Here is a 23,452-nt window from a genome sequence, read left to right on the forward strand (position 1 = left end):
TCGTAATACGACGTAAATTAGCGGGTCAATAACTATACTCACATAAAGCGTATAAACCAGATATCGAACATCGACCGTAGGGCGATCATGCCCCATCCTCAGGCTGCGGATCGCTGTGGCCAAAGCCGGTTCGGATCCGCGACGTTATATCGGCCGGCCGCCGCTAATCATTCGGAGTGACCGGTCCATGCCGGCACTATTATGCGCGTCGATCGGATTGCGCGCTCGTTGTGCGCAACGTCATCAACCGGGTGCCCGCGGTGACGGGCCTCGACTGTGCGGACTGGCTTTCCCGAAATGGGTCGCCTCTTCCATGACGCCGCGCAGGCTGCCGATCGCCGCTTTCCTCGGCGGGAAGGTGCACCGCACCGAGACGGGCCCGCCGCAGCAGGGCCAGCGATCCGTGTCGTGTGCGGGGGCGCCCTCGGCGACCACGTCATAGATCTGCCGCAGCGTGGGCGAGGCGAAGCCGTTCACGGCGATACCCCAGGGTCTGTGCGGCGGCATCATATCACCCGGAATTATCGCTAAACACATAAAACATGTAAACCAAAAGTGTTTAATGTTGATTGTGCATATCACATGTGTAGTATTTCGCGATCGGGCGGTCGATCAGTCAGTACGGGCTAAACCGGCGTCTGCTGAACCATACGACCCAGGCGACCGGGATATCGTCCGACCTGGCCGACGCACATTTTGCCTGACCACGAACCCTGAGGAGGAAGATATGTCTTTGACGCCGGACCGACCGGCTGTGACTTCGGATTTGCGATTTCATCCCACGACGGCGTTGATCGGTGCCGATGTGACCGGCATCGACCTGCGGCAGGAACTCGATGCGGAAACAGTCGCACGTTTGCGGCATGCTCTGCTGAAGTACAAGGTCCTGTTCTTTCGCGACCAGGCGATCGACGACGACCAGCAGATTCGTTTCACGCGTTATTTTGGTGCGGTCACGCCGGCGCATCCCGTTACCAATGGCCTGGAGGATCACCCCGAGATCAAGGTCAACAAGCTGTTCGGCGGGATCCAGGAATATCCGGCCTTCCGCCTGGATGTGGACCATCCGTTGCGGCCGGTATCACGCTCGCGGAAGGGCAGGGGATGGCACACCGACATCACCTTTGTTGCCAATCCGGCCGCGATCACCATTCTGCGTGGGGTCGAAATCCCGTCCTATGGCGGCGACACGGTGTGGGCGGATCTGGAAGCGCTGTATGACGGCCTGTCGGCGCCGCTGAAGGGCTTCCTCGATGGGCTGCACGCGATTCATGTCCGTGATGATGCCGCGAACGGCCTGCCTCGGCCGCCGCGCTATGATGGCCGAGCGCCCGGGCCGTTCGCGTCGTTGCATCCGTTGGTCAGGGTCCACCCCGAGACCGGCCGCAAGGCGCTGTTCCTCAGTACCGGCTTCGTCAAGGCGATCGACGGGCTGCAGCCCAGCGAAAGCGCGGCGCTGCTGGATTATCTGAACGAGGAACTCAGCGGACACGCCGACTATCAGGTGCGCTTCCGCTGGGCGCCCAATTCCATCGCGGTGTGGGACAATCGTTCGACCAGCCATTTCGGGCCGGTCGATGGCCCGCATCTGAAGGAGCAGCGGATCGTCCATCGCACCACTGTCGGCGGCGACCTGCCGATTGGTCCGGATGGTTTCGTTGCGCGTCCATTGGTGGGCGAACTGTTCAACACGATTTCCTGACACGAAAAGGCCGCCGCCCGGTTCGGGGCGGCGGCCAATCGTCTTGTTCAGGCTTCGGGCGGGAAGAACACCAGCGTCCGGACTTCGATGCTTTCGCGTGGCGGTGCGTTCTGCGCCAGCGGATTTTCGAACGACGTATGGAACGACAACCTCGCTCGGCCGTCGTCCTTGCTGTCGTGGACTCGGATCAGCAGGACTTCATCGCGCTGCTGTTCCGAGAAGTAGTACCAGCGGTGTTCGGGCTTGAACTCCACCCGCGATGTTTCGCCGCGAACATGCTTGTAGACGAGATCGCTGGCGATCAGGTCGTCATTGGTGAAGCTACGCGCGTCGCACAGCGCCAGCGGTGAATCGAGGACGGGTCCCCGGATCGGGCGCCAGACGTTGACCACGCCGAACCGGTGCTTCAGCAGTTCGTCCGCATCGGCGCCGAGGTGATCGCGCACCCGGCGCGGTGCAGAGTTGATGGTGTGGTCGTTATGCACCTGCCGGGACGGTGTCCGGCCGCCGGCCAGTCCGGCGTTGCGCACGCCGTGATCGAAGACGAACACGCGTGAGGCCCCAAGCTGCTCTTTCAGCAGGCGCTCGACTTCGGGGTAGTAGACGGCTTTGACTTCCTCCGGGTTATAGAAGTCTTGCACCTGGGTTGGGGCGTGCGCCAGTGCGAAGCCGTTGCGGTCGAGGGTGAATTCGGCTTCACGGCCGCGGGCGTCTTCGATCCGCACTTCGCGCGGGTCGTCGATGCCGTTGTAGCTGCTGTAGCCGGTGGGCGGTTCATCCACGTAGCGGACGGGCTTTTCAGTGCCACGCACGAGGTAGTGCAGCGTCGTGGTGACGTTTTTCGGTGAGACAGTGACATCGAGCGGCATGACAGGCGTCCTTCATGACGGTTTCGGATGACGCGTCGGTCGGCCCTGGGTCGAACGGGATAGCCCGACCGGTGCGCTTGGTGGAGACGTTCTACCTGGTTATGTCGGGAGTCAATACCATATCACAGCCATAGAACGTGCTTAACCGATCAGGCGGCTTGTGGGCGGCGCCGAGCGATCAGTTCCCGGGTGAGTGGCAGCAGGTCCCGGCCGTAACCGACGGCATCTTCAAGCGGGTCGAAACCGCGGATCAGGAACGTCGAGATGCCAAGATCGTGGTAATCCAGCAGCGCGTCGGCGACCTGTTCCGGCGTGCCCACCAGTGCGGTGGAGTTGCCCTGCGCGCCCAGCAATCCAGCGACGCCCGTCCACAGCCGCTTGTCCAACCGAGCACCCTGCGCCGCGGCGGCAATCAGACGCTGTGAACCAGCATTCTGCGGCGGTGCCTTGCGGAATGTGTTGTTGCGTTCCGCCTGTTCCGTCGCTCTCTGCAGGATGTCTTCCGCCCGGGACCAGGCCTTCGCCTCGGTATCGGCCAGGATTGGGCGCAGCGACAGGCTGAACTTGATGGTTCGTCCGTGCCGGACGGCTTCCGCGCGGACGCGTCCGACCAGTTCGGCGACCTGGGCGTAGGTTTCGCCCCATAGGGCGTAGACGTCGGCGTGTTTGCCGGCGACCCGGATGGCCGCATCCGACGCGCCACCGAAATACACGGGTATATGCGGGTGCTGTGGCGACTTTACCGCGGAGAATGCCTGTTCAAAATGATAGAACGTGCCGTGATGGTCGAACGGCGCGGTGCTGGTCCATTCGCGGCGCACGATGTCCAGGTATTCGTCGGTTCGGGCATAGCGCTCATCCTTGCCGATGAAACTGCCGTCCTGCCGTAGTTCCTGATCGCTGCCGCCGGTGATCACGTGCAATGCCACGCGTCCGCCGGTGAACACGTCCAGCGTCGCAAGCTGCCGAGCGGCGAGGGTAGGGGCGGTGAAGCTGGGCCGATGGGCGATCAGCAGGCCCAAGTGCCTGGTAACCGATGCGGCGTGCCCCGCCACCAGAATGCTCTCCGGCGACGTCGAGTGAAACGCCACCAGCGCGCGATCGAACCCGCCTTCCTCGTGGATGCGCGCAGCCTTTTCGACATGCGCGGGATCGAGTGCCGGCCCCTGGGGCGCGATGATTTCCGACTGCAGCCGGGTACCGATATAGCCGATGAATTCCACGCTCATGGTCCAGGTTCCCGAAAGATTTGGATCAACGGTGGTGGGCGCCAGCAAAACAGTCAACAGAAAAGTAGGTCATAGGAAGCACGTCACATACACGTGGAACATGATTGACGTTGCCGCAGTCGGCGTGGAATACATGCTGGGACCATGAACCACGTTGCGCTCAGGCCGTCGGCGATCGACGACGCAAACTTGCAAGCCCTCAGCCGGGCATTCGCGGCCGATGCCGCTCGGGTGGACCGGGATGGCAGTTTCCCGGCCGTCAACATCGGCCGTTTGCGTGATGCCGGGTTGCTGGCGCTGACAGTGCCGCGGCGATACGGCGGGCTGGGGGCAGGCTTGCGCGAGACCACCCGCGTTCTCGGCGCCATCGCCGAGGGATGCGCTTCGACCAGCCTGATCCTCGCCATGCAGGTGTTCAAGATCGCCGCGCTGAACCGGGGCGACCTGTGGCCGGAAGCCGTGCGTGCCCGGATATCCGCCGAGGCGGTGGAAGACGGCGCGCTGATCAACGCCTTGCGGGTGGAACCGGAACTGGGTTCCCCGACGCGCGGCGGCATGCCGGCGACGGTGCTGCGGCGAACAGGCGATCGCTGGACCCTGTCGGGGCACAAGATCTTCTGCACCGGCGCGCCGGGCTTGCGCTGGATGGATGTCTGGGCTGCGCATGACGACACGGTGGGCCACGTCCTCGTGCGCGGCGATGCGCCCGGCATTCGCATTGTGGAAACGTGGGACCATATCGGCATGCGGGGCACGTGCAGCCACGATGTGGTGTTTACCGACGTTCCTGTGGATCCGGATCATATCGCGTTGAAGACTCCGGCCGCGTGGTTGAACGCCGATCCCGCGCAAATGGCGTGGAATGCCGCCGGCATCGGCTCTGTCTATACAGGTGTCGCTCGGGCGGCGCGCGACTGGGTGGTGGATTTCCTGCGCCATCGCGTGCCCACCGGCCTGGGGGCGCCGCTGTCGACGCTGCCTCGCGCACAGGAGAAAGTTGGCGAAATCGAGATGCTGTTGTCCGCCAACGCCAGGCTGATCGCCTCGATCGCCACCGAGACAGATTACGGGACACCGACCGGCCCGAATGAGAGTGCCTTGATCAAGGCGATGGTGATCGAGAACGCCATCAGAGCAGTGGAATTGGCGGCCTCGCTGGCGGGCAATCATGCGCATGCCAAGGCAAACGCGATCGAACGACACATCCGCGACGTGCGGTCGGGCCGGGTGCAGGCGCCGCAGGCTGACGCTTCTTTCGTCACCGCTGGCCGCGGGGTGCTGCTGTGAGCGACCTTGCGATCGCCGCGCCGGTTCGGGCCAAGCGGCTGCCGCGGCAACCTCGGTTCGCAGTGAGGCGGTTGCTGCCTTGGCTGGTGCCGGTTCTTTTGCTGTTGGCGTGGGAGGCGCTTGCACGGTTCGGTAAGATACCGCCGTATATCCTGCCGGCGCCGACGAAGGTGATGTTGACCGGGGTTGCGCTGGTCCAGGACGGGACGCTGATCCCCGATATCGGCATCAGCCTGCTGCGCGCCGCTTCGGGCTTCGCCATCGGCGGGGCCATCGGGTTTGGCCTCGGCGTTGCCGTGGGATTTTCCCGCACCGCCGGCTTGCTGCTGGACCGCACCGTGCTGATGCTGCGCGCAATTCCGTTCCTGGCGGTGCTGCCGCTGGTCATCGTCTGGCTAGGCATCGGGGAGGGCGCGAAGATCTTCCTCGTCGCGTTCGGCGTCACGTTCCCGATCTACATGAACACAGTCCTGGGTATCCGTCAGGTCGACCCGAAACTGGTCGAGCTTGGCAAGGTCACCGGCCTGTCCACATGGATGCTGATCCGCCGCATCATCCTGCCTGGCGCGCTGCCGTCGATCCTGAACGGCGTCCGTTACGCGCTCGCGACGGCCTGGCTGGCGCTGGTGGTTGCGGAAACCATCGCCGCCAGTTCCGGCATTGGATTCCTGGCGATGGATGCTCGTGAATTTCTCCGCACTGACGTTATCGTGCTGGTGATCGTCATCTACGCTGCGATCGGCGTGGCCGCGGATTCGGTGGCCCGGCTGCTGGAGCGTCGGTTGCTGGCCTGGCATCCGAATTATGCCGGGGAGACTCGGCGATGACCGAAGCCGTCACGGTACGCGGATTGCGACGGGCGTACGGGGACCGGGTGGTGATCCGTTCGCTCGATCTGCACATCGAACGTGGTGAATTCGTTGTCCTGCTGGGCGAAAGTGGCTGTGGCAAGACGACGCTGCTGCGGGCGCTGGCGGGTCTGGATCCGATCGACGGTGGGCGCATCGACGGTCCCCCGCGTCCTGCCGTGGTGTTCCAGGAACACCGCCTGCTCCCGTGGGATCCGCTGTGGCGCAACGTCTCCCTGGGATTGTCGGAAAAGGATAGCCGCCAACTGGCGGGCGCGGCCTTGGCCGAGGTCGGTCTGGGCGACCGCCTGGACGACTGGCCTCGCAACCTGTCGGGCGGCCAGGCGCAGCGTGTGGCCTTGGCTCGGGCGTTGGTGCAGCAGCCGCAGTTGCTGTTGCTGGACGAACCGTTTGCCGCGTTGGACGCGCTGACGCGCATCAAGATGCAAAGCCTGGTCAAGGCGCTGGTGCGCAAGCATCAGCCTGGCGTGTTGCTGGTGACCCACGACGTCGATGAAGCCATTACGCTCGGAGACCGAGCGTTGGTGATGCGAGAGGGGGCGATCGCACGGACTTATGCCATTTCTGCTGCGGCGAACGGCCATCGATCGCATCCCGAAGCGATCGAGCTGCGGGACCGCCTGCTGGCCGACCTTGGTGTCGGCGCGGACGCCTGAGTTTTTCGGAAGGAATCCATCATGTATCGCCGTTCCCTGCTCGCAACAGGTGCTGCTGCTGTTCTGGCCCCGGGAGCGAAGGCGGCAAGCCGGGAGACTGATACGGTGCGCCTGACCTGGGGGTTTGGTGGGTTGCCGCTGATCGCCAAGGAACGTGGTGAGTTTGCCAAGGCGCTAGCCAAGGACAATATCCGCGTGCAATGGATCGGTCCGTTTCCGAACCATGCGCCCACGATCCAGGCTGTCGTCGGTGGCAGTGCGGATTTCAGTTTTGGCGGCAGCACGACGCCGGCGCTGGCGGCAATCCTGGCCGGGTCGCCCTTAGTGTTCACGCTGTTCGCGGTCGTCGAGCCTCGCACCACGGCAATCATCGCCAGGGACGGGTCTGGGATCAACAGCGTATCGGACCTGGCGGGCAAGACTGTCGCGGTTAATCGTTCCGGGCTGGGCGAGTTCATCCTGGTCGCGGCGCTGGAAAAATACCATGTCGACCGCAGCAAGGTTAAGGTCGTCTATCTGAACCCGCCGGAGGCGGCGCCGGCATTCGGGTCGGGACAGGTCGATGCGTGGGCGATGTGGAGTCCGGGGGTGGACCTCGCGCGTACCCAATACAAAGGTCACGACATCTTTCTGGAGGGCCGGGACCTGGAATTCCAGATCGATTTCAATTCATGGCTGACCCGCAAGGATTTCGCGGATCGGAACCGCGATCTTGTGGCCGCTGTGAACGCTGCGTTCACCACCGAGGCGGAATGGGCGTCGACGCATCCGAAGGAGGCTGAGACCATCGCGCAGGTGCAGGGTCATTACGACGACGCGATCCGCGACATGTTCATCTCATGGAAGCGCCAGTATCACATCCATCGCGCCGATGATCAGGCCTTTCTGTCGGAGCTGCAACGCGCCGCGGATTGGTTGTCCGCTCGCAAGGTGTTGCCGGACAAGGTGCATGTGGCTGATCACCTGGTGTCGGTTTGACGCAGATGATCCTCACACGCCGCAGGCTGGCCAGCCTGCTCATCGTTGCGCCACGGCTTGGTATGGCCTCACCCACCTTGCGCGTGGGCGATCAGAAGGGCGGTGCCAAGTCGCTGATGACCGCGTCCGGTGTGCTGGCCGGTATCGAGCACCTGATCGAGTGGAACATATTCGCCGCCGCCGCGCCGTTGCTTGAGGCGCTGAATGCGGGCGCCATCGATTGTGGTGGCGTGGGTGATGCGCCGTTCGCCTTCGCCCGAGCGGCGGGGATCAAAGCGAAGGTCATTACGGCGACGCGATCGGCGGGTGCGTCAACTGCTCTGCTGGTGCCGGCGACGTCCACCGCCCGCACATTCGCCGACCTGAAAGGTCGCACGATCGGAACCGGCAAAGGATCCGTCGGGCATTTTCTGGTCCTCGCGGCCAGGGAGAAGGCGGGTCTGTCCGCCGGCGACATCAAACTGGCCTTCTTGTCGCCGGCAGACTCCAAGGCTGCTTTCGTGTCCGGCGCCATCGATGCGTGGTCCACCTGGGGCCCCTACGTCTATCTGGCTGTGGCGCAGAACAAGGCGCGTATCCTGTTGGATGGGCAGGGACTGATGAGCGGCTTAAGTTACGAGGTCGCCACCGAACAGGCGATCGCCGAGAAGCACGATCTGCTGCGCACTTTCTCTGACCGTCTGCAAAAAGCGTTGCGCTGGGGCCTGGAAAATGTCGATGCCTACGCGGCTGCGTGGGCGAACGAAACCGGTGTCCCCTACGATGTTTCCCGTCAGACTCTACTTGCTCGGGGTTTCGCACCCGCACCGATCGATGCGCGCATGATTGCCGATCAGCAACGCACCGTGGATGTCTATGCGCATGAGGGCGTTCTGCCCGTCCGCTATGACGCGGCCAGCGGGTTCGATACGTCGTTCAACGTGTAGATGCGAGCGCGTGATAGATCGATACCGTAACCCTGTCCGATCGTGGGTAACGGGGCGGCTTCGGGCAACAGGACCTCTGTGGTGCGGCCGGCGAACGTTACGCGGACGCGTGGCATCGGACCCGTTGCGTGGACGCTTTCGACGCGAACCGGTCCGGGACCAGGCAGCAGGCCGATCTCATGCGGGCGCACCAACGCGATAGCTGGGCCGGGTGGGCAATTTGTTGCCAGGTTGGTGCCGCATAGTCCTTGAAACCGAGCGGTGCCGGCTGTGACGATGCAGTCCAGGCGGACGGATTCGCCGAGAAATTCGTGCACGAACGCATTGACCGGTTCGGCGTACAGGCGATCAGGCGTGTCCACCTGCTCGATCCGCCCGGCCCGCAGGACCGCGACGCGATCGGCCATTTCCAGCGCTTCGTTCTGGTCGTGGGTTACGAAGACGCTCGTCAGGCCCATGCGGTTGTGCAGGTCGCGCAGCCAGATGCGCAGGTTCTTCCGCACCTTGGCATCCAACGCGCCGAACGGTTCGTCCAGCAGCAGCAGCGACGGTTCGATCGCCAGCGCCCTCGCCAGGGCGACGCGCTGCCGCTGCCCGCCGGAGATTTGTTCCGGATAGCGTTCCGCCAGTTCGCCGATTCCCATCAGGTCCAGCAGTTCGGCCACTTTGGTGCGGATGGCTGTGCTGGCTGGGCGTTCGCTGCGCCGCCGTACCTCCAAGCCAAATGCGACGTTGCGGGCGACGCTCATGTGGCGGAACAGGGCGTAGTGCTGGAAGACCAGACCGATGCCGCGCTTGCGGGCGGGGACGTCGTGCATCGAGCGGCCATTGATTTCGATCGCGCCGGATTCGGCGAACTCCAGCCCTGCGACGACGCGCAACAGCGTGGTCTTGCCGGAACCGGACGGGCCGAGCAGCGCCAGGAATTCGCCTTGCGGTACGGACAGACTCAGTCCGTCCAGCGCTGCCGTGCGGCCGAAGTGCTTGCGCAGATCGCGCAGTTCCAGGCTCAAAAAATATCCCTCCGGCTTCCGCCCATTTGCCGTTCCAACAGGACGCGAAGACCCAGCGTGACCAGTGCGAGCAATGACAGCAGGGCGGCGACCGAGAACGCACCGACCCAGTCATAGTCGTTGAACAATGCTTCGACAAAAAGCGGCATGGTCAATGTCTGGCCACGGATATGGCCGGATACGACGGCGACGGCGCCGAATTCCCCCATCGCTCGGGCGTTGCACAGCAGGACGCCATACAGCAGTGCCCAGCGGATGTTGGGCAGTGTGACCCGGAAGAATGTCTGCCAGCCGGTGGCGCCCAGGGTCAGTGCGGCTTCTTCCTCGGCGGCGCCTTGTTCCCGCATCAGGGGAAGCAACGATCGCGCGACGAAGGGGAATGTGACGAAGACGGTGGCCAGGATCAGGCCGGGCAGGGCGAAGATGATCCGCACTTCGTGCTGGTCCAGCCAGGAACCGAACCAGCCGTTGGCGCCGAACAGCAGCACCCAGACCAGGCCGGAGATGACCGGTGAGACGGAGAATGGCAGCTCGATCAGGGTGGTCAGCAAGGTGCGTCCGGGGAAGTCGAAGCGGCCGATGCACCATGCCGCGGCGGTGCCGCAGATGGCGTTCAACGGCACGCTGACGGCGGCGACGGTCAGGGTCAGGCGGATGGCGTCGATGGCGTCCGGATCGGTCAGTGCGCCCAAGACCGCACCCAATCCGCGGGAGAATGTCTCGGTGAAGATGACGCCCAGCGGCAGCAGCAGGAGCAGCGTCATCAGGACCAGGGTCAGCGTGATCAGCGCGCCGTGACGCAGCCGGGTCACGTGCGGATCAGCCATCGCTGTAGCCGGTTGATCACCAGCAGGATGGCGAACGACAGCAGCAGCATCGCGACGCCGAGGGCCGCGGCGCCGGCGTAATCAAGCTGTTCCAGGCGGATCACGATCAGCAGCGGTGCGATTTCGCTGACCATGGGCATGTTGCCGGCGATGAAGATGACGGAGCCGTACTCGCCCACGCCTCGGGCGAGTGCCGCGCCGAAGCCGGCCAGCAGGGTCGGCGCGAGCGCGGGCAGGGTGACTCGCCACAGGGTCTGCAAGCGGGTGGCACCGAGGGTTGCGGCGGCTTCCTCGGCGTCGGCGGGCAGGTCGAGGATGATGGGTTCCAGCATGCGGACGACGAAGGGCAGGCCGACGAAGATCAGCGCGACGAGGACGCCCAACGGCGTGTAGGCCACTTTGATTCCCAAGGGGGTCAGCAGTGCGCCGATCCAGCCTTTGGGGGCGAACAGCGCGGTCAGGGAGATGCCGGCGACGGCGGTGGGCAGGGCGAGCGGCATGTCGATGATCGAGTCGGCCAGGCCTCGGCCGGGGAAGCGGTAGCGGACCATGACCCAGGCGATCAGCAGTCCCAGCGGCACGTTGATCGCGGCGGCCAGGGTGGCGGCGCCGAAGCTGAGGCGCAATGCCGCCAGCACCCTGGGTTCGGTCAGGGAGTGCCACAAGCCGGCGATCCCAAGCTCCCACGGGCGCAGCGTGAGCGCGGCCAGCGGCAGCAGCACGATCAGCGAGAGCCAGGTCAGCGTGATGCCGAGTGTCAGGCTGAAGCCGGGCAGGGACGAACGCCGAGCCAGACGCATTATTTGCCGGGTACGTAGATACGATCGAACATGCCGCCATCGGCGAAATAGGTCGCCTGCGCTTTGTCCCAGCCGCCGAAATCCTGGATCGTCACCAGCTTGAGGGGCGGGAAGACCTTGGCGTATTTGGCGGCGGTGGCCGTATCCCGGGGGCGGTAGAAATTGCGGGCGGCGATTTCCTGGCCTTCCGGCGTGTAGAGATATTGCAGGTAGGCTTCGGCGACTTTTCGTGTGCCGCGCTTATCGACGATGCTATCCACGACGGCGACCGGTGGTTCCGCCAGGACGGAGATGCTGGGCAGCACGGTTTCATAGTCAGTGTCGCCAAATTCCTTGCGGACCAGGAAAGCCTCATTTTCCCAGGCGATCAGCACGTCGCCCAGGCCGCGTTGGGCGAAGCTGGTGGTGGCGCCGCGTGCCCCAGTGTCCAGCACGGGTACCTGGTGGAACAGCGCTTTGATATAGGCCTCCGCCGAGGCGTCGGTGGCGCCGGGCTGACGTTGCGCCCAGGCCAGGGCCGCGAGGAAGTTCCAGCGAGCGCCGCCGGAGGTCTTCGGGTTGGGGGTGATGACCTGCACGCCGGGTTTCAGCAGGTCGGGCCAGTCGTGGATCTGCTTCGGGTTGCCCTTCCGCACCAGCAGGACGATCGTGCTGGTGTACGGTGAGGCGTTGTCGGGCAACCTTGTCTGCCAGTTGGTGGCAAGCAAACCGTGTTTTGCCAGCGCATCGATATCGGCCGCGAGGGCCAGCGTCACGACATCCGCTTGCAGTCCGTCCAGGACAGCCCGAGCGGATGCCCCGGAACCATTGTGGGACTGGTTGACGACGAGCGTTTCGCCAGTCTTCGTTTTCCAAGCCTTGATGAAGGCTCGATTGAAGTCGCGATAGAGCTCGCGCGTCGGATCGTAGGATACGTTCAGCAGGGACGTTGGCTGGGCCGCGTGCGCGGTCGTTGCCAGCAGTGCGCCTGCCGCGGTGGTGATGGCGTCACGGCGGGTCAGGAGGGGGCGCGGCATAATCTGGTCTTCTCCTTGCCTGGCCGGGACGTGGGGAAACGGCTGCGGGCACATTTGATCCGTTATCGTGCCGAGTCAAGTGTAAAAATTTATATCACTATAATTTATCGTATGTTACTTTTGTCGGATTTTACCGGACCGGTGTGAGATATTTGCCGTAATGAGCCAGGATGAACGCCTTGACCTCGGGCGAACGGTAGATATCGACGAAGTGGAGGATACGCAGATCGTTCCTGCGGTCCGCCCGCACCACGAAGTTCAGTGCGTAGTGCGGGTTACCGGTGCCGTCGGTCAGGGATCGGGGCGACCAGAAGGACGATTAGGTGGATTTTCCGGCCCCGCTGCGGCCGATGACGCCGAGTATTTCACCTGATTGAACCTCGAACGTGACGTCGTCGAGCGCGGTGACGGGGCCGAATTTCTTGCTGATGTTGCCAGGCCGCACGACGGGCCCGTCGGGTAACGGGACGTGGAGGTCGGGTGCGTCCTCTCGGGTGCAAGCGCGGGATGGGAGTGTATCGAACAGCGCCATCGCCTCCGGATGCCACCAGCCTATGCAGCAACTCATGGGATATTCCTATTCCGCTTCCGGTTGAAGGGCAGGGTGCCTGTACGTCGCGCTGGAGATATGCGATTATTGCCGGGCTGATCGGGAATCAGAACGACGTAGCGGCACGGCTGGACTTGAATAACTGACGCGCCGATCTGTATGCGTAATCGACACTGGGCCAGATGCTCTGGTCCATCTCGGTCACCCGGACATCTACGGCGACAAATTGGACGCCGAGTTCATGTTCGATCGCGGCACCTAGAAAAACACCGTCGACCTCGATCGGGCGGGACTGGCGCATGGGTACTAGGTGGACGCCATCGACCTCGACGGGTCGGGATTGGCGCGTAGGCACGGGTCGGCCGGCAGGCTGTGACTGCCTGGCGGGGAACGTGAATCTGTGCAGGTTACGTGATTCGTTCATGACGAATTGCCCAAATGTATCGGTTTCTCTGCTGAAGATCCCATCAAGGGGATACGATTGAGTGAGATCAGCGACAACATCCGGCCTGCTTGAGAAGACCCGGGAACGCAAAGCAATAGATCATGCTGGCCTCCGTTCGTGTTGGCTGGCGTATCATGGCCGCGATCACACATATTATACGTCACAAAAACATCTGTCAACACATAACACTCTCACAAAACGCATATAAGGAGTTTCACAAAAGTGGTTTGCAGACCCGCCGGCGCAACGGCATTGGCGACGATCTCACCGAACGGTCCGGCGTTCCGGGCCGGTCCGCAATGACACCCGGTCGTTGGCTTCAACAGCAGCAGCAGAAAGACGAGCTCCGCGAAACGATAGCATTCCTCCAGATGCGAATAGCCGGATAGGATGAACCGATCGATCCCGATCGCCATATACTCCCGCATCCGCGCAGCCACCTGCTTGGGATTTTCGACAGGCGCGGTGCCAGCATCTCCGCGCACGAGGCCAACGCCCGCCCAAAGATTTGGGTTGATCTCTAGCTTGTCACGCCGCCCATTGTGCAAACGCGCCATGCGCTGTTGCCCACTGAGTCAAAACGAACGTGCGTTAGATATCGAAATGCCCTCATCATCGACGTGCTGGATCAGCCTCAAAACCGGCACAAAAGGCCGGATGGAACACCCCGCCGCACACCTTGAGACATTCAAGCGATTCCTCTGATTCAGAGGTTTTTCAGGAAGAATTTTCTTCCCCCCGGCAAGATCCGCCTCTCGAGGCGGAACGCCAACCGTCCCGTGGACTCACCGCAGGTCTCGGCGCAATCTCGGTGTCAAAGAAACTGGGAGACGTCCAAAATGATCCGCCGCCGCGTGTTGCTTTCCGCCGCCGCCGTGTTGCCGCTCCGCGTCGCCCGTGCCGAGGCCAGCTCTACCATCCGCATCGGTGTCCTCACCGACCTCAACGGTCCAAACTCCGCGTCCTCTGGCCCCGGGTCGGTGGTTGCCACGCAACTCGCGGCTGAAGACTTCATGGCGACCCATCCTGGCACCAAAATCGAGGTGCTGTCCGCCGACTACCAGTCGAAGCCCGACATTGCCGTGTCCGTTGCGCGCGATTGGTTCGACCGGCAGGGCGTCGACATTGTCTCCAATATCAACAACTCCGCCGCCGCGCTTGCGATCGCCAACCTGGTGAAGGAGAAGGATAAGGTCGCACTGTTCACCAGCCCTGCCAGCTCGGCGCTGACCGGTACCGCCTGCGGCCCCAACCACGTCCATTGGACACATGACACCTGGGCGGTCGGCAAAAGCACCGGCGGCGCGCTGGTCCAGCAGGGAGGCGATAGTTGGTACTTTGTCGCTGCTGATTATGCGTTCGGCCACCAGCTCGCTGCCGACACCGCCGGATTCGTCACCGGCGCGGGCGGCAAGGTGCTGGGAACCGCGTTCACGCCGTTCCCGGAGACCACCGACTTCTCGTCCTTCCTGGTGCAGGCCTCTTCCTCCGGCGCCAAGGTTATCGGGCTGGCAAACAGTGGCATCGACACCGCGAACTGCGTGAAGCAGGCGCACGAGTTCGGGCTGACCGCGAAAGGCACCAAATTGGCGGCGCTGTTGATGATGCTGCCGGACCTGCACGGGGTGGGGCTGGAAACCGCGCAGGGACTGGTGCTGTCCGAAGCGTTCTACTGGGACCTGAACGACGGCACACGCGCCTATGGAAAGCGCTATGGCGCGCGGATGAACGGCTGGATGCCGTCAATGGTCCAGGCGGGTGATTACGCCGCTAACGCGCACTGTTTGAAGGCGATGGCGGCGCTGGGGATAGGCAAAACGCGCAGCGGCCGTGCCATCGTGGAGCAGATGAAGGCGATGCCGACCGATGATCCGCTGTTCGGCAAAGGCATCGTCCGTGCCGACGGCCGCGTGCTGCATCCGATGTATTTGTTCGAAGTGAAGTCGCCTTCCGAGAGTCACTACGCCTGGGACTACTACAAGCTGCTGCGCACGACCGACGGGGCCGATGCCTTCCGGCCGCTTGTTGATGGGCACTGTCCGATGGTGCACGCCTGACCGGTTCTGGCGCGATCTGGGTGTTAGCCCGGCTCATGAAGCGGCATTATCCGACCACGAAGCAAATCGATGCCGGCTCGGCCGTACATTGAGCGTTTGAGGGTTTCAATCGATTGATCTGCCCTTCTGCTTGCCCATTGCTCCATGGTTCCAGCATAGCATTGCGAACCGCGTCGAAATCCTGCCGCAACATCTGTGCAAAGCCATGCCAACACCGGTTAAGTTGACAATGTCGCCAGCAAGTGAGCCGATCGGACACGGAGGAAGCATGCGAATAACAGACGCCCAAGTTCATATCTGGGCCGCGGACAGCCCTGAGCGGCCCTGGCCGAAGCATGGGCGCGCCCACCCGCACCGGGATACGCCGTTCTCACATGCCGATCTTCTCGGGGAGATGGACGCGGCCGGTGTGTCCCGGGCGATCATCGTCCCGCCGTCGTGGGAAGGTGAGCGTAACGACCTGGCGTTCGAAGCCTGCCGGCTGCATCCCGATCGGTTCGCGACCATGGGCCGCATCGACCTGAATCCAGCCAATCAGCCGGTCCTGGACACATGGCGCGCCCAGCCAGGCATGTTGGGCCTTCGCTTCACCTACCGTGACGGACAGAGTTGGATGGAAGATGGGTCCGCTGACTGGATGTGGCGCGCGGCGGAGCGGATCGGTTTGCCGGTTATGGTTTCCTGCCCGGGACAGTTGCGGATTTTGGCGCGCGTGGCGGCCCGGTATCCCGGTCTGAAACTGATTGTGGACCACCTGGCGCTGATACGTGGGAAAAAGGGCGCGGCCGCTTTCGTCGATCTTCCCGACCTGCTGGCCATGGCGCGTTATCCGAACGTCGCCGCCAAAGCCTCGGCGCTGCCGCGGTTTTCATCGCAGCCGTATCCTTACCGTAACGTGCACGGCTATCTGCGCGAGGTCTTCGATGCATTCGGCCCGAACCGGACGTTTTGGGGCACGGATCTGACCGGCCTTCCCTGCACCTATCGGCAGGCGGTCACCATGTTCACCGAGGAACTGCCCTGGCTTTCGGACGCCGACAAGGAATGGGTCATGGGACGAGGCATATCCGAATTCGTCGGATGGGCCTGACTTTGACATACCGCAATATGATGAAACCACGGGGAATTGCGGCCACGATATGGCTTCGATCCATGGACGGGACAGCATCCGCACCGTATGGATAGCGGAACGTCCACCCGACCCGGCACACCAAGACCGGGGTTAGGGTCCAAGGAGAGGAGGTCTGGAAGTGATCACCCGCCGTGCGTTCGCCGGCTTAGCCGCCGCATCTCTGCCGCTCCTGCGAAACCGCCGCGCCAGGGCGGCGGCGCTGACGCCCGTGACGATCGTCCAAAGCTCCATCAGCTTCAACTTCGTGCCGATCTACATCGCGCAGACCGCCGGCTACTTTAAGCAAGAGGGCATCGACCTGAGCGTCGTGCTCGCCGGCGGCGGCCCGAAGGCGATGACCGGCCTGATCGGCGGTGGCGGGCAGTTTTCCGCCTCGGTCCTGTTCGACGGCATGATGGCGCATCGGCGCGGGCTGACAGACGTACGCGCCCTTGCCACGCTGTCGTTGTTCCAAAATCCCATGGCCATTCTGACCACGGTCGCGAAGCAGCGCGGCATAACGCTCGATATGCCGCTGAAACAGCGGCTGGAGGCGATGAAGGGTCTGCGCATCGGCATGACGACTCCTGGTGCCACGTCGGACATGTTCATGCGCTATCTGTTCCGCGCCAATGGCATGAACCCGGATCGCGATCTGCAGATCATTCCCCTTGGCGGGGTCAGCGCGCAGATTGCGGCTTTGCAGGCCGGTCGTGTTGATGGCTGTTCCTGTCTGCCGCCGGTGGACGTGATCGCGAATACACAAGGGCTGACGACGGAGGTTCTCGATCGGCTCAAGGATATTCCGCTGCTGTCCGGCGTTACCTACGGCACGCTGTATGGGCTGGATTCCTACAACAAGGCGCATCCGGAGGTTACGAACGCGATGGCGAGAGCATTGGCTCGGGCCACGCTGCTGTTGACGCATGATCCCGACGCAGCGAAGCAGGCCACGCGGCCGTTCCTCAAGGAACTCGACCAGGCAACCTACGACGCCGCCTGGAACACGTATTTCCCGGAGATGCCCAGGACGCTCGACATCACCAGCGACAGCTTCGACAAAGAACTGGCGTTCGAGAAAGCGGTGCTGCCGGCTCGCGATGACGCGCCGCTGAAGTATGACGACGTCGTCGATGCATCCTTCGTGCGCCGCGCCATGCAGCAGGTGTCGCGGTGACCGATGACGCCCTGATCGAATACCGCAACGTCGCCCGGCGGTTTCACAGCCGTTCGGGAACCGTGGTGGCGTGCGAGGATGTCAATCTGTCCGTGCGGCGGGGTGAATTCATGGCCGTCGTGGGACCGAGCGGCTGCGGGAAGTCGACGCTGTTGAACATGGCGGCCGGGTTGATGGCACCCAGCGCGGGACAGGTGTTTTATGGCGGCAGGCAGGTGCCTGCGCCGAACACCGATGTCGGCTACCTGACGCAACGCGACACGCTGCTGCCGTGGCGCACCGTGGAGGACAATGTCGCCATCGCGCTTGAATTACGTGGCCAGTCCCGCGCTGACCGGCTGCGGGTTGCGCACGAATGGCTTGACCGCATGGGCCTGATCGGTTTTGAAAAATCTTATCCGGCGCAACTATCAGGCGGCATGCGCCGGCGCGTCGCCCTGGCACGCACCCTCGCCTATGAGCCTGAGACGATCCTGATGGATGAGCCGTTCGGCGCCTTGGATGCACAGTTGCGGATGGTCATGCATGAGGAACTTCTGAAACTATGGACGGGTATGCAGAAGACGGTCATTTTCGTGACGCATGATCTGGCGGAGGCTCTGACCCTGGCTGACAGGATCGCTGTTTTTTCGGCACGCCCCGGCCGCATCCGCTCGGTCGAGACAGTCGATCTGCCGCGCCCCCGCGATGTGTTCCGTATCCGTTTCGACCCGCATTTCGGTAAATTGCACGATCGGCTTTGGTCATACCTGGAAGCGAGCGTCCGCAGCGATGTCATGGTGAATTAGATGTCTGAAGCCTTCGTCGCCCTGCCGGCCACGAATGATGAGGCACCGCCCAGCCCGTCGTTCTTCCGCGGCGGGTGGGTGTCCATATTGGCGTGGCGCGTTGCCATCATCGTCGTTGGGCTGTCGTTGTGGCAATACGCCAGCGGCCGGTTGATCAAGACGTTCTGGATCTCCAGGCCATCCGATATCTGGCAGCAGCTTGTCGAATGGGTCGTCACCGGCGATCTCTGGATCCATCTGCAGGTCACGCTTATCGAGACGGTCATGGGCTTTGTGTTCGGTGCCGTCGCGGGCATTCTGTTCGGGCTGGCGCTTGGGCTGAACCGCCGTCTCGCCGCGGTGCTCGACCCCTTCATCGTGGCGTTTTACAGTCTGCCGAAAATCGCCCTCGCGCCGCTGTTCATCCTGTGGTTCGGCGTTGGCCTGGCGTCCAAGGTCGTTTTGGCGACGTTCGTCGTGTTCTTCCTGGTATTCTACAACACCTATGCCGGCACACTGGCGGTGGAGGCAGAACTGGTTGACGTGCTGCGACTGATGGGCGCCAGCCGGGGCCAGATAGTGCGCAAGGTCATTCTGCCGTCCGCGCTGATCTGGATTTTCACCGGCATGAAAAGCTCAGTCCCCTATGCGCTGATCGGCGCCGTGGTTGGGGAGATGATGGCGTCGAACAAAGGCCTCGGTTACCTGATCCAGGCGGCCGCCGGCCAATACGATACCGGCGGCGTGTTCGCGGCCCTTTTTGTGCTGATGATTATCGCAACTGGCCTGCACGAACTGCTGAAGCAAAGCGAACGCGTGATGCTGCGGTGGCGCGAAGAAGGCCACGGCCGGAACTAGAGGAACGCGAAGGCATGCCAAACTTCAATCCGACCCCCGACCTGACCATGCACTATGAGGTCGATGAGTTCTGCGACCCGTGGCGCACGCCCGAAACCATCCTGATGCTGCACGGCAACGCGGAGAGTGGTCTCGCCTGGTACGCCTGGGCACCCAAATTGGCGCGGCAATTTCGCGTGGTGCGTCCCGATATGCGTGGCTTCGGCCAATCCAGCCCAATGCCTCGCGACTTTCCCTGGAGCCTCGATCGTCTGATCGATGATTTCTGCGCCCTGATGGACCATCTGGACGTCGACCGATTCCACCTGGTTGGCGCGAAGCTGGGTGGGACGATCGCGCGGGCGTTCGCCGGTCGTCGACCGGGTCGCGTGCTGACTCTGACAGTGGTCGGCACACCGCCGCCTCTGCGCGAAGGCGCCTTGGAACGTGTGCCCGAATCGATCCGCACCTTCGAGACGTACGGCGTCGAGCACTGGGCTCGGCAAAATATGGCAAGCCGCCTGGGCGATTATTTTCCCCAAGATGGCGTGGAGTGGTGGGCCAAGTACATGGGGCGCACTGCCGTCTCGACCCAGGTTGGTTTCATGGGGCCCATCGGCGCCGCGGATATCCGCGCCGATCTGCCGAACATCCAATGTCCTACGCTGGTGATCACCACTGAGGGCAGCGCGCTGGGTTCCGTCGATGTGACACGAGGCTGGCAGCAGCAGATTCCGGACTCGGCGCTGCTGGTCCTGCCCGGCAATTCCTATCACGTCGCGGCCACGCATGCCGACCAGGCCGCTGCCGCAACGCTGGATTTCATTCGACGTCGCCATGGCTGAAGGCGGCGATTTGATGGGCTTGCTGCCGTCGCGATCTGTGATCGCGGGGATTATCGTCCCGGCGCGGAAGATGCCTCCACTGGCCTGATTAACTCAGGCGCGGCGTCCCGCTTTGGGGAATTACTCGGTCGCATTTGAACGAACAGGGCCAGCACTCCTGCCATGATATAGAGCCCGCCGCCGACCATCATCGACGTGTTGAAACCGCCGGATTCCCCGCGTAACAATCCAAACATCCAAGGACCGATAAAGCCGCCGAGGTTGCCGACGCCATTGGCAATCGCCATGGCAGGGCCGGCAGCCCCTTTCGGCACCGCATCGGCCACCATGATCCAGTAGACGGTGATGCGGCCAAACCAGAGGCCGAAGGACAGGCTGATGCAAATCAGCAGAAACATGATGTGGCTTTCGCCGAAGAACCCGGCCACCCCCATGCAGGCTCCGGCCAGGATCGTCGGGACGATCAAATGCCAGCGCCTCTCCTGCATGCGGTCGGAACTCGCGGAAATGATGCAGGTCATGACGATGCTGACCGCATAAGGGATCGCGGACAGAAAACCGGCCGTCCCGATCGCCCGTCCCTCTTCGACAATCAGCGATGGCAGCCAGAACGTTAGGCCCCACAGCGCGGTCAGGCCCAGCAGATTGTAAAGCGCCAGGATCAGCACGGTCGGATGCCAAATAGCCCCGAGCCAATGGCCTTGAGCAACAGGCGCGTGTTTCGCCTCCGCATCCAGCGCGGCCACCAGTTTTTGTTTTGTCGCGCCGTCAAGCCATGTCGCATCGCGCGGGTCGTCTTCGATCGCCCACCACCACACGAAGCACCACAGCAGCGAAGGTACCGCGGTAACGACAAACATCCAGCGCCAGCCAACGTAGCTCACCGCAAATCCACACAGCGCATTGCCGATCATCAGCGCGATAGGCGTCCCGAGCAGGGCAAGATTGGCGCGCGCCCGCTCCTGCTGCGTGAACCAGGCGCGCATTACCACGACGACCGCCGGCAGGATGCCACCCTCCGATATGCCCAGGACGAAGCGGTTGATGATGAACTGCGTTTCCGTCTGGACGAGTGCGGTACTGGCGGAGGTGATCGACCAGGCGGCGCACAGGACCAGGATCGTGCCTTTGGCACTCCAGGCGGACGTCAATCGGCCGACCGGTATCTGGAACACCAGATAACCCCAGGCAAACATACCGACCGCGAAACCGATCACACCGGATGTCAAACCCAGATCCGTGCGAATACCGGGAAACGCCACGGCGACATTCGCTTTGTCGATCTGCGCGAAGATATACAGGACCGTCGCCACACCTTGGATGCGAACCCAACGGTTATGTAAAATGCCTTTCATCGCGTTTCCTCATCTTTCGCCCCAGCCGTTGTGGCTTTGTTGGCGGCGTCGTGGTCCGACTTCTGTGAATCGGTCACGCCTGGCTGGTTACAGGAAGCCAGGGATACGAGCCGCGTCGCCGGCCTTCGACCATCGCGATCTCCCGAGCATACCCTTGTGTGACGTCGATATCGTCGAGCCCTTGCACCAGCCGATCCTTGCGGAGCGGATTGATCTCGAACGGATGCTTGTTGCCGTCGGAATCGACGACAATTTGCCTGGGCAGATCGATGGTTACCGTGATGCCGGGACTCTTCCGCACGTCGGCCCACAGCCGGTGGCAGATCGTTTCATCCAACACCACCGGCAGAACCCCGTTCTGCAAGCAATTGCCATAGAAAATCTCCGCGAAGCTCGGGCCGATCATGGCTCGGAATCCGTAATCCAACACCGCATAGGCCGCCCCCTCACGTGAGGAACCGCAACCGAAGTCGGCGTCCGTCAGAAGAATTTCCGGCTTGCCGTATGCTGGATCGTTCAACGCGCAATCCGGCCTCGGCTTTTCGTTCTCGTCGAAACGAATGTCGTGCAGGAAGGCCTCGCCATAGTCATGCCCCGGCCGGCGATGGCGGCGCATGTAACGCCCGGGGAGGATCATACCGGTGTCGATCTTGGCGATCGGCACCGGCACGGCCGCCGAGGTAAGGACAGTAAAGGCTTGCATGGCGACTCCCGTGTGCTCAGGCCAAAGCCATATGGCGCACATCCGTCAGCCGCCCGGTGACCGCGGCGGCGGCGACCATGGCCGGACTCATGATGTGGGTCATGGCGGCGCGTCCCTGGCGACCCTCGAAATTGCGGTTGGTTGTGGAAGCGCATCGCTGGCCGGGTCCGACAATCTCGCCATTGGACCCGTTGCAACTGGAGCAACCGGAATCCCGCCACTCCAGGCCGGCGTCGAGAAAGATGCGGTGCAACCCTTCTTGTTCCGCCTGCCGCTTGATCTCGCTCGAACCGGCGGAAACCATCCCGGGGACACTGGCCTTTTTGCCCTTCAGCACGCCAGCCGCGGCCCGAAGGTCTTCGATCCGGCTGTTGGTGCAGGACCCGACGAAAATTCGGTCAACCCGCACCTCGGACAGAGGCATCGCCGGCGTGATCTGCATGTATTCGAGTGCGCGCGCAACATGCCGCCGGCGTTCGGGATCGGAGAAACTGTCTGGATCCGGTACCTTGCCGTCGATCGGCGAGCAATCCTCCGGGCTCGTGCCCCAGGTGACCATCGGCGCAAGCGCGGCGGCGTCAAGCGTCAGTTCGCGATCGAATTGTGCGCTGTCGCCGGTCGGCAGCGTGCGCCAATAGCCAATCGCCCGATCCCAATACGCACCCTTCGGCGCCCGCTCGCAATTTGCCAGATGTTGGAAAGTCGTATCATCCGGCCCGATCATACCAATCCGGGCGCCACCCTCGATCGACATATTGCAGATTGTCATGCGGCTCGCCATCGCCATCGCGCGAATGGTCGAGCCGGCATATTCGACGGCGTAGCCTGTGCCCCCGCCGATCCCGATCTCTCGGATGATGGAGAGAATGACGTCCTTGGCCGTCACCATCCGCGCCAATGTACCGTCGATGCCGATACGCATCGTCTTGGGGCGCTTCATCCAGACCGTTTGCGTCGCGACGACGTGGCGAAGCTGATTGGATCCGCCGATCGGAATAGCGCAGGCGCCCATCGCGCCATGCGTCGCGGTGTGGGAATCGTTGCAGGTGATCAGCATGCCCGGTTGGGAAATGCCAAGCTCCGGCCCGATCACATGCGCGATGCCCTGTCGCCTATGATGCATATGAATATGCGGCAAGCCGAACTCGGCGGCGTTGTTGGCCATCATCGAGACGACCTTGCGGATCTCGGGATTGGCGATGCCCTCGATGCCGGCCTGGCGGTTGATGGTGGGCAGGTAGTGGTCGGTCACCGCAAGGTGCTGTTCCGGCCGAACGCTCTTGCGCCCTTCAAGCCGCAGTTGGTCGAATGCCAGGAACGACTGGCCCTCGTTGATGTAGTTGAAATCGACGTAAAGCAGGTCTTCGCCCTGGGAGGAGGCGATCACATGATCGTCCCAGACGTTTTCGAACAACGTGCGTGCGGCCGGCATC

At 62.8% G+C, this 23,452-nt stretch carries 23 protein-coding genes and 2 pseudogenes; 12 read left to right on the top strand and 13 right to left on the bottom strand.

Features of this window, described 5'->3' with window-relative positions; translation table 11 throughout:
* Positions 1-243 precede the first annotated feature (243 nt).
* Complete coding sequence (locus GSQ89_RS28455; RefSeq protein WP_158931504.1) at positions 244-507, bottom strand: hypothetical protein; 264 nt, start codon at positions 505-507, stop codon at positions 244-246.
* Between the two features lie 220 nt (positions 508-727).
* On the opposite strand from GSQ89_RS28455, the gene GSQ89_RS28460 reads away from it, so the two are divergent.
* Positions 728-1,702, top strand: coding sequence for a TauD/TfdA family dioxygenase (locus GSQ89_RS28460; RefSeq protein WP_158931505.1), 975 nt, complete (start codon positions 728-730; stop codon positions 1,700-1,702).
* 47 nt (positions 1,703-1,749) lie between these two features.
* Here the strand turns inward: GSQ89_RS28460 and GSQ89_RS28465 are convergent, their stop codons facing one another.
* Together GSQ89_RS28465 and GSQ89_RS28470 are read right to left on the bottom strand one after the other, a co-directional pair.
* A complete protein-coding gene (locus GSQ89_RS28465) occupies positions 1,750-2,571 on the bottom strand; it encodes a CmcJ/NvfI family oxidoreductase (protein ID WP_158931506.1) in 822 nt (273 codons plus the stop codon).
* 149 nt (positions 2,572-2,720) lie between these two features.
* Positions 2,721-3,800 carry an LLM class flavin-dependent oxidoreductase gene (locus tag GSQ89_RS28470; RefSeq protein WP_158931507.1) on the bottom strand — a complete coding sequence of 360 codons (1,080 nt, stop codon included), beginning with the start codon at positions 3,798-3,800 and terminating at the stop codon, positions 2,721-2,723.
* 144 nt (positions 3,801-3,944) lie between these two features.
* Between GSQ89_RS28470 and GSQ89_RS28475 the strand changes: the two genes are divergently transcribed.
* The 5 genes from GSQ89_RS28475 to GSQ89_RS28495 are packed head-to-tail and all read left to right on the top strand — an operon-like array spanning position 3,945 to position 8,516.
* Positions 3,945-5,087, top strand: coding sequence for an acyl-CoA dehydrogenase family protein (locus GSQ89_RS28475; protein ID WP_158931508.1), 1,143 nt, complete (start codon positions 3,945-3,947; stop codon positions 5,085-5,087).
* The gene (locus GSQ89_RS28480; protein WP_158931509.1) at positions 5,084-5,914 is read left to right on the top strand and encodes an ABC transporter permease subunit; all 831 of its coding nucleotides are present in this window, start codon (positions 5,084-5,086) and stop codon (positions 5,912-5,914) included. Before GSQ89_RS28475 ends, GSQ89_RS28480 begins: the two co-directional genes overlap by 4 nt.
* Positions 5,911-6,612 carry an ABC transporter ATP-binding protein gene (locus GSQ89_RS28485; protein ID WP_158931510.1) on the top strand — a complete coding sequence of 234 codons (702 nt, stop codon included), beginning with the start codon at positions 5,911-5,913 and terminating at the stop codon, positions 6,610-6,612. Before GSQ89_RS28480 ends, GSQ89_RS28485 begins: the two co-directional genes overlap by 4 nt.
* Positions 6,613-6,633: 21 nt before the next feature.
* On the top strand, positions 6,634-7,590 hold the full coding sequence (locus GSQ89_RS28490) for an ABC transporter substrate-binding protein (protein ID WP_158931511.1): 957 nt from the start codon (positions 6,634-6,636) through the stop codon (positions 7,588-7,590).
* A gap of 5 nt (positions 7,591-7,595) precedes the next feature.
* Complete coding sequence (locus GSQ89_RS28495) at positions 7,596-8,516, top strand: ABC transporter substrate-binding protein (RefSeq protein ID WP_158931512.1); 921 nt, start codon at positions 7,596-7,598, stop codon at positions 8,514-8,516.
* On the opposite strand, the gene GSQ89_RS28500 is transcribed toward GSQ89_RS28495, so the two are convergent.
* From GSQ89_RS28500 to GSQ89_RS28525, 6 genes and pseudogenes are all read right to left on the bottom strand, one after another.
* Positions 8,474-9,529 carry a sulfate/molybdate ABC transporter ATP-binding protein gene (locus GSQ89_RS28500; protein ID WP_158931513.1) on the bottom strand — a complete coding sequence of 352 codons (1,056 nt, stop codon included), beginning with the start codon at positions 9,527-9,529 and terminating at the stop codon, positions 8,474-8,476. The genes GSQ89_RS28495 and GSQ89_RS28500 overlap by 43 nt on opposite strands.
* A complete protein-coding gene (gene cysW, locus GSQ89_RS28505; protein WP_158931514.1) occupies positions 9,526-10,356 on the bottom strand; it encodes a sulfate ABC transporter permease subunit CysW in 831 nt (276 codons plus the stop codon). Before cysW ends, GSQ89_RS28500 begins: the two co-directional genes overlap by 4 nt.
* Positions 10,338-11,156, bottom strand: coding sequence for a sulfate ABC transporter permease subunit CysT (gene cysT / locus GSQ89_RS28510; RefSeq protein WP_174254942.1), 819 nt, complete (start codon positions 11,154-11,156; stop codon positions 10,338-10,340). The genes cysW and cysT overlap by 19 nt, the downstream gene beginning before the upstream one ends.
* On the bottom strand, positions 11,156-12,172 hold the full coding sequence (locus GSQ89_RS28515) for a sulfate ABC transporter substrate-binding protein (RefSeq protein WP_158931515.1): 1,017 nt from the start codon (positions 12,170-12,172) through the stop codon (positions 11,156-11,158). The genes cysT and GSQ89_RS28515 overlap by 1 nt, the downstream gene beginning before the upstream one ends.
* A gap of 319 nt (positions 12,173-12,491) precedes the next feature.
* The gene (locus GSQ89_RS28520; protein WP_158931516.1) at positions 12,492-12,740 is read right to left on the bottom strand and encodes an ATP-binding cassette domain-containing protein; all 249 of its coding nucleotides are present in this window, start codon (positions 12,738-12,740) and stop codon (positions 12,492-12,494) included.
* Positions 12,741-13,358: 618 nt separating this feature from the next.
* Positions 13,359-13,736 (bottom strand): annotated as a pseudogene (locus GSQ89_RS28525) (alkanesulfonate monooxygenase); the annotation flags it as partial.
* 270 nt (positions 13,737-14,006) lie between these two features.
* On the opposite strand from GSQ89_RS28525, the gene GSQ89_RS28530 reads away from it, so the two are divergent.
* Positions 14,007-15,224: an ABC transporter substrate-binding protein gene (locus GSQ89_RS28530; RefSeq protein ID WP_158931517.1), complete on the top strand. Its 1,218-nt coding sequence runs from the start codon at positions 14,007-14,009 to the stop codon at positions 15,222-15,224.
* A gap of 23 nt (positions 15,225-15,247) precedes the next feature.
* Here GSQ89_RS28530 and GSQ89_RS38285 read toward each other — a convergent pair.
* Positions 15,248-15,426: pseudogene (locus GSQ89_RS38285) on the bottom strand (ISL3 family transposase); the annotation flags it as partial.
* A gap of 66 nt (positions 15,427-15,492) precedes the next feature.
* On the opposite strand from GSQ89_RS38285, the gene GSQ89_RS28535 reads away from it, so the two are divergent.
* The 5 genes from GSQ89_RS28535 to GSQ89_RS28555 all read left to right on the top strand — a co-directional run bounded on the left by GSQ89_RS28535 (position 15,493) and on the right by GSQ89_RS28555 (position 19,961).
* Positions 15,493-16,314: an amidohydrolase gene (locus GSQ89_RS28535; protein WP_158931518.1), complete on the top strand. Its 822-nt coding sequence runs from the start codon at positions 15,493-15,495 to the stop codon at positions 16,312-16,314.
* 160 nt (positions 16,315-16,474) lie between these two features.
* Positions 16,475-17,512 carry an ABC transporter substrate-binding protein gene (locus tag GSQ89_RS28540; protein ID WP_158931519.1) on the top strand — a complete coding sequence of 346 codons (1,038 nt, stop codon included), beginning with the start codon at positions 16,475-16,477 and terminating at the stop codon, positions 17,510-17,512.
* Positions 17,509-18,300, top strand: coding sequence for an ABC transporter ATP-binding protein (locus GSQ89_RS28545; protein WP_216856454.1), 792 nt, complete (start codon positions 17,509-17,511; stop codon positions 18,298-18,300). Before GSQ89_RS28540 ends, GSQ89_RS28545 begins: the two co-directional genes overlap by 4 nt.
* Positions 18,301-19,137 (top strand): ABC transporter permease, encoded by an 837-nt coding sequence (locus GSQ89_RS28550; protein ID WP_158931520.1) that lies wholly within the window; start codon positions 18,301-18,303, stop codon positions 19,135-19,137.
* Between the two features lie 14 nt (positions 19,138-19,151).
* Positions 19,152-19,961, top strand: coding sequence for an alpha/beta fold hydrolase (locus GSQ89_RS28555; RefSeq protein ID WP_158931521.1), 810 nt, complete (start codon positions 19,152-19,154; stop codon positions 19,959-19,961).
* 50 nt (positions 19,962-20,011) lie between these two features.
* On the opposite strand, the gene GSQ89_RS28560 is transcribed toward GSQ89_RS28555, so the two are convergent.
* The 3 genes from GSQ89_RS28560 to leuC all read right to left on the bottom strand — a co-directional run bounded on the left by GSQ89_RS28560 (position 20,012) and on the right by leuC (position 23,451).
* Positions 20,012-21,316 carry an MFS transporter gene (locus GSQ89_RS28560; protein WP_158931522.1) on the bottom strand — a complete coding sequence of 435 codons (1,305 nt, stop codon included), beginning with the start codon at positions 21,314-21,316 and terminating at the stop codon, positions 20,012-20,014.
* A 73-nt stretch (positions 21,317-21,389) separates the two neighbouring features.
* Positions 21,390-22,019: a 3-isopropylmalate dehydratase small subunit gene (gene leuD, locus GSQ89_RS28565; RefSeq protein ID WP_158931523.1), complete on the bottom strand. Its 630-nt coding sequence runs from the start codon at positions 22,017-22,019 to the stop codon at positions 21,390-21,392.
* A gap of 16 nt (positions 22,020-22,035) precedes the next feature.
* A complete protein-coding gene (gene leuC, locus GSQ89_RS28570; RefSeq protein ID WP_158931524.1) occupies positions 22,036-23,451 on the bottom strand; it encodes a 3-isopropylmalate dehydratase large subunit in 1,416 nt (471 codons plus the stop codon).
* Position 23,452 lies beyond the last annotated feature (1 nt).

It is taken from the genome of Acidisphaera sp. S103 (genome assembly GCF_009765975.1).
Lineage (GTDB): Bacteria > Pseudomonadota > Alphaproteobacteria > Acetobacterales > Acetobacteraceae > Rhodopila.